Origin of the sequence: Candidatus Dactylopiibacterium carminicum (assembly GCF_014736495.1) — a bacterium.
GTDB classification, from domain to species: Bacteria; Pseudomonadota; Gammaproteobacteria; order Burkholderiales; family Rhodocyclaceae; genus Uliginosibacterium; species Uliginosibacterium carminicum.
This window is the reverse complement of sequence record NZ_MDUX01000101.1, coordinates 1-5,214: the sequence shown is the minus strand read 5'-3', so window position 1 is coordinate 5,214 and position 5,214 is coordinate 1. Positions and strand designations below refer to the sequence as shown.

The 5,214-nt window shown below is 64.0% G+C and carries 3 protein-coding genes; all 3 read left to right on the top strand.

Going from position 1 to position 5,214, the window contains the following annotated elements:
• The first annotated feature begins 115 nt into the window (after positions 1–115).
• Positions 116–2,134 (top strand): sensor histidine kinase, encoded by a 2,019-nt coding sequence (locus tag BGI27_RS17330; RefSeq protein WP_095526028.1) that lies wholly within the window; start codon positions 116–118, stop codon positions 2,132–2,134.
• A 103-nt stretch (positions 2,135–2,237) separates the two neighbouring features.
• Entirely contained in the window at positions 2,238–4,922 is a 2,685-nt protein-coding gene (locus tag BGI27_RS17325) for a PAS domain-containing protein (RefSeq protein WP_095526027.1), read from the top strand.
• Between the two features lie 185 nt (positions 4,923–5,107).
• A partial coding sequence (locus BGI27_RS17320; RefSeq protein ID WP_141239830.1) for a transposase occupies positions 5,108–5,214 on the top strand: 107 nt, incomplete at its 3' end.

The window sequence follows — 5,214 nt, the reverse complement described above, 5'->3', positions numbered from 1 at the left end:
CGCCTTCTTGCATCTCGCATGCGCCTATATCTGGCTACTGTGAACACGCCCTAGCGCAGGTCTGCCCAAACCCCCGGGTGAACGACCGCGACAAGCGTGGGGGAAGGGATGCGCCATGCCCTGGCGTCTGATCATTTCTGTCGTCTTTTGCTGCACCTGCCTGCTGACCAGTGCCGCCCGGGCGGACACCGGCTGGGAAATGTTCTATCCGGGAGATGACAGCGGCCAGCTGGAGCAGATCATCCAGCAGCCCGCCACCCACTGGGGACCATTGCCCGACGGAGAATCCGTCAATCTCGGCACGTACACAGGCAGCCTGTGGCTACGCCGCACCGTCCGCACCCTGAAACCCAGCGCTTACGTGCTGGAGCTGCGCAATCCACAGTACGATCACGTCACCCTGCACGTATTGCGTGCAGGTCAGCCGACACAGGTACTGCGCGGGGGCTTCCGCGAACCCCACCCCAGCAGCCAGCCCGCGGCCTACCATGACCAGCTCTTCCGCTTCGTGCTGGATCAAGCCGGTCAGGAAGTCACGCTCTACCTGCAAGTGGAAAGCACGCGCCCACTCTTCGTCTGGCCCCGCCTTGGCACCAACACCGAACACGGTGCCAACAGTGCCAACGAGCGCTTCTGGCTTGGCCTCTATTGCGGCACCTTCGCCGTGGCCTGCCTGCTGAGCCTGCTGCTCTGGCTGGCCACGCGGGATCGTGACTATCTGGACAACATGCTGCTGATCGCGCTGATGGGCGCGGTGCAGGCCCAGATGCTGGGTATCTGGCATGAATGGTTCCTCCATGGCTATCCGGTCCTGATGGATCTGGCCGCCATCCTGTTGCCCACGCTGGCGCTATACGCCTTCTGCCGTTTCGCACGCCGCTTTCTGGATCTGGCCAGCACCAGCCCTCGGCTGGATCGCTATCTGCGCTTGGTCAGCCTGCCCATCCTGGCCTTGCTGCCGGTCTACCTGATCGGTGGCAACCGCGTGGCGCTGCCGCTGGCCGGCCTGTTTGGCGTGATGTTCTCGGGACTTGCCATCCATGCCGGCATCGTCGTGCTGCTGCGTGGCTTCCGTCCGGCCCTCTATTACCTGATCGCGCAGACGCCGCTGGTGCTGGGAGGCAGCATCTACGTCGCCAGCAATTTCCGCTTGCTGCCGGCCTCCCCCTGGAGCATGTATGCCTTCCAGATCGGCGCAGGCGTCAGTGTGCTCACCTATGCCCTGGCGATTGCCGCGAAGACGCGCCAGCAGCGGCATGCCCAGTTGCAGACACAGCACGACCTGCTGGTGACGGAGCAACGGCTCGTCGACGTGCTACGCGAATCCGAAGCCCATCTGGAACAACGCGTGCAGGAGCGTACCGAGGCGCTGGAAGCCGCGATGCAACAGTTGCAGACCCAGAAGGAAGCACTGGAGCACAGCCACCGGGAACTCAACCGGCTGCACGAAGAGCATCGCGCCTTCCTGCGCATTGCCGCGCACGATCTCAAGAACCCGACCTCCGCGATCATCAGCTACACCGATCTGCTGCGTGAGCGCTGGCATGCCTGGAGCGACGAGAAGAAGCTCACCCGGCTTGGCAACATCCGCTCACTGTCACAGCTGATCTTCGAGATCATCAGCAATCTGCTGGAACTGGAGGCCATCGAAAGCGGCCACCGGAGCCTGCGCCCGACCCTGCTCAATCCCGCCGAAACCCTGCGCACGCTGGCCGAGGAATACCGCGTCCGCAATCTTCACAAAGGCATCCACATCCAGCTCGGCGTGCCAGCAACACCCTTGCAGCTGCGCATCGACCGCACCGCGCTGTACCAGATCATCGACAACCTGGTCTCCAATGCCGCGAAATACTCGCCACAAGGCAGCACGGTCCACCTGAGCCTGGAGCCGGAAGCCGGCCATGCGCTGATCCAGGTCCGCGACGAAGGTCCGGGCATTTCGGAGGAAGAGCAGCCACGCCTGTTCCAGAAGTTCGCCCGCCTGAGCGCACGCCCCACCGGTGGCGAACATTCCACCGGGCTGGGCCTGTCCATCGTCAAGCATCTGGTCGAAGCCAGCGGCGGACACATCGGTTGCCTCAGCCGCCCCGGCGAAGGCGCCACCTTCTTCGTCACCCTGCCGCTTGCCGCCTGACCCCGGACGGCGACCTCGGAGCGCGCTGCCCGTTGGCCCCCTGCAGTCCCCCGCATCCACTACCGATAATGAACCTGGATTCCGTCACAGCCCGGCGCCCACGATGAAACGACTCCACCCGATTCCCGCCACGCGCATCGTCCTGCCCGTCATCCTGCTTGCCACGGCCATTGGCCTGCTGCTCCTGGAAGGCATGGCAGGAAAGCTGCCCCCGCTGGCCACGGCTGGCGGTCTGCTGCTGGTGTTCGGTGTCGTCGCCATCGCTGCCCTGCGTCATCAGGAGACGACTCGCCACAGCGCCTTCCTGGATGCGCTTGACCGGCTGGGAATTCCGCTGCTGCTGCTGGACGAGCAGGGTCGCCCCGGCTTCGCATCTCCCGCCTTCCTCGCCTTGTGCGACAAGCCGGATCAGCAATCACTCGCGACCCTGCCTGCCATCTGGCAGGAAGCGCTGCAACGCCACTGGGAGAGCGCCCGGCTGCGCGGAAGCTCCCCGCCCGAAGAACTGCAGCTGCCAGCCCACGGAGAACCGGCGCGCATGCTTCGCCTGCATGCCCAACGCCTGTCGCGGGAAACACACGGCGGCCCCGTGCTGCTCCAGTGCACAGACCTGAGCACCTTCAACACCGGCATGGCCGACGCGCTGGCGCACGAACACGCCCTGCGCACCCGTCATCAGCATTTCATCCAGACCCTGATCGACGTGATCCCGCAGCCCGTTTACGTAAAGGACGAACAGGGTCGCTTCGTACTGGTCAATGACACGTTCTGTGCCCGCCACAAGCGCAGCCGCCAGGACCTCATCGGCAAGGCATTGCCCATCCTGCCGGCCGACGTCTTGCATGCCGAGGAAGCCCAGCTTGAAGAGCTGCGCGTGATGGCCGGCACACCGATCTTCCGCGAGGAACATCTGAAAGGCGCCAGCGACGAGCTTTTCGTGATCATCAGCAAACAAAGCTGCCTGGACGCCGAAGGCCGGCGTGTGCTGGTAGGCACCCAGATCGACATCACGCCCTGGCGCAAGGCCGAGCAGGCCAACCGTGAAGCGCTGGCCCGCGAAACCGAGCGCAGCCAGCGCATCCGGGACTTCACTCAGCGGCTGCTGGACGTGATCCCCGAGCCGGTGTTCGTCAAGGACACCCAGGCGCGCTACGTGATGATCAACGAAGCCTTCTGTCGCCAACGCGCACAAGGCGCGGACGATATCCTCGGGCGCTCCGCGCGGGAACTCGCGCCGGACGAGGAAACCGCCGTACGCGTGCTTGCGGAGGACAGGGCCGTGCTTGCCGGTGACAGCGTGCGCAAGGAAGAGCAGACCCGTCACCCTCTTTCCGGACAGGATCGCTGGCGCATCGTCACCAAGGGCGCCTGCCTCAATGCCGAGGGAGAACAAGTGATCATCGGCGCCAGTTTCGACATCACCCCCATCCGCATGGCCGAGCGGCAGCAGGCCGAATTGCTGACACACGAACGTCAGTTGCGCGAACGGACGCAGAACTTCGTCCAGCGCCTCATCGACGTGTTGCCCCACCCCGTCTACGTCAAAGACACCCGCAGCCGCTTCCGCATGGTCAACGAAGCCTTCGTGCACGAACGCGGCATCCCGCGCGAAGAGATCCTCGGCCAGACACCTGATCAGGTGCTGCGCCGCGTGCTGGGCGACAAGGCGGCGGACTATCCGCCCGATGTCCGTTCGGCACAACTGAGCTTCGAGGAAGACCAATCCGTGCTGCAGGGCGAACGCATCAGCAAGGAAGTGCATGACTGGCTCGGACCGGGCGGACGCGAAAGCGACCGGCTGATTTCCAAGGCCTGCTGCGAGAATGCCGAAGGCGAACAGGTCATCGTCTGCGCACAGATCGACATCACGCCCTGGCGCAGCGCCGAGCGCGAACTACGCAGCGCGCTCGGACGCGAACGCGAGCAATTGCGCCATGCACATGAGTTCATGCAACGCCTGCTCAATGCCATCCCCTATCCGGTCTTCCTGAAGAATCCGGCCGGGCAATATCTGCTGGTCAACGATGCGTTCGCCAGCGAAACGGCGCTCAGCCGCAGCCAGATTCTCGGGCGGACCGCCACGGATCTGGGCCTTGCCGGCAGCCCGGAGGCCATTGCCGACGAAGACGCCCGGGTACTGGAAGGCGACAGACTGGACACGGAAAGACAGGACCGGACGGCCACGGGAGCAGTACGGGATCGGCTCATCACCAAACGGCTGTGCCAGGATATCGAAGGCAAGCCCATCGTGGTCGGTGCGCATATCGATGTCAGCGCGCTGCGCGAGGCCGAGCGTGCATTGCGTGCCGCCCGGGCCAGCGAAAGTGAATACAGCCTGCGTTCGCAAGCCTTCCTGCAGCGTTTGCTGGACGTGTTGCCCGTAGAGATCTGCGTGCTCGACACGCACGAGGAATGCCGCCTGCTGAACCAGTCCTATTGTCGCAATCGTCTGGGGGGCCGCGGTCTGGCCGATCTGCCGGAACCGACATTGAGCGCCCTGATTGGCCTGGAGCTTTCCAGACAACCCGAACTGGCCGAGGATCTGCCGGCCCGCGAAGCCACTCGTCAGGCATTGCTGGAAGCATGGCGGACGCAACGGGAAAGCAAGGAACAGGCGCTGGCCGGACACACCTTGCTCTCCCTGCAAGGCCTGCGTGACACACACAGTGGCACCGAGCGCCAGCTGCTCACCAGCCTGAGCGCCTGCCTGGATGCCAGCGGCAAACCTGTATTCGTACGTGCCAGCCTCAATCTGACCGAACTGCTGGCCCGCACGAATGCCGGCTGAAACCACCGCCCAAGGGGCAATGCCGTTCACTTAAGCCCCGATCCTTGCGGGTCGGCGTCATCCCGGCGCAAGCCGGGATCCAGAGGGGCCCGAAAACACTGGATTCCGGCTTGCGCCGGAATTGAATCGCCCCCGGTTCACTAGACACTTCGAAGCCTTAAGCTGGCAACCAAGTGGAGGTGTCTATGAGTAGCAAGCGATACACGGAAGAGTTCAAGATTGAAGCGGTCAAGCAAGTGACCGATCGCGGACATAGCGTTGCGGACGTTGCCGGGCGACTGGATGTGAGCAT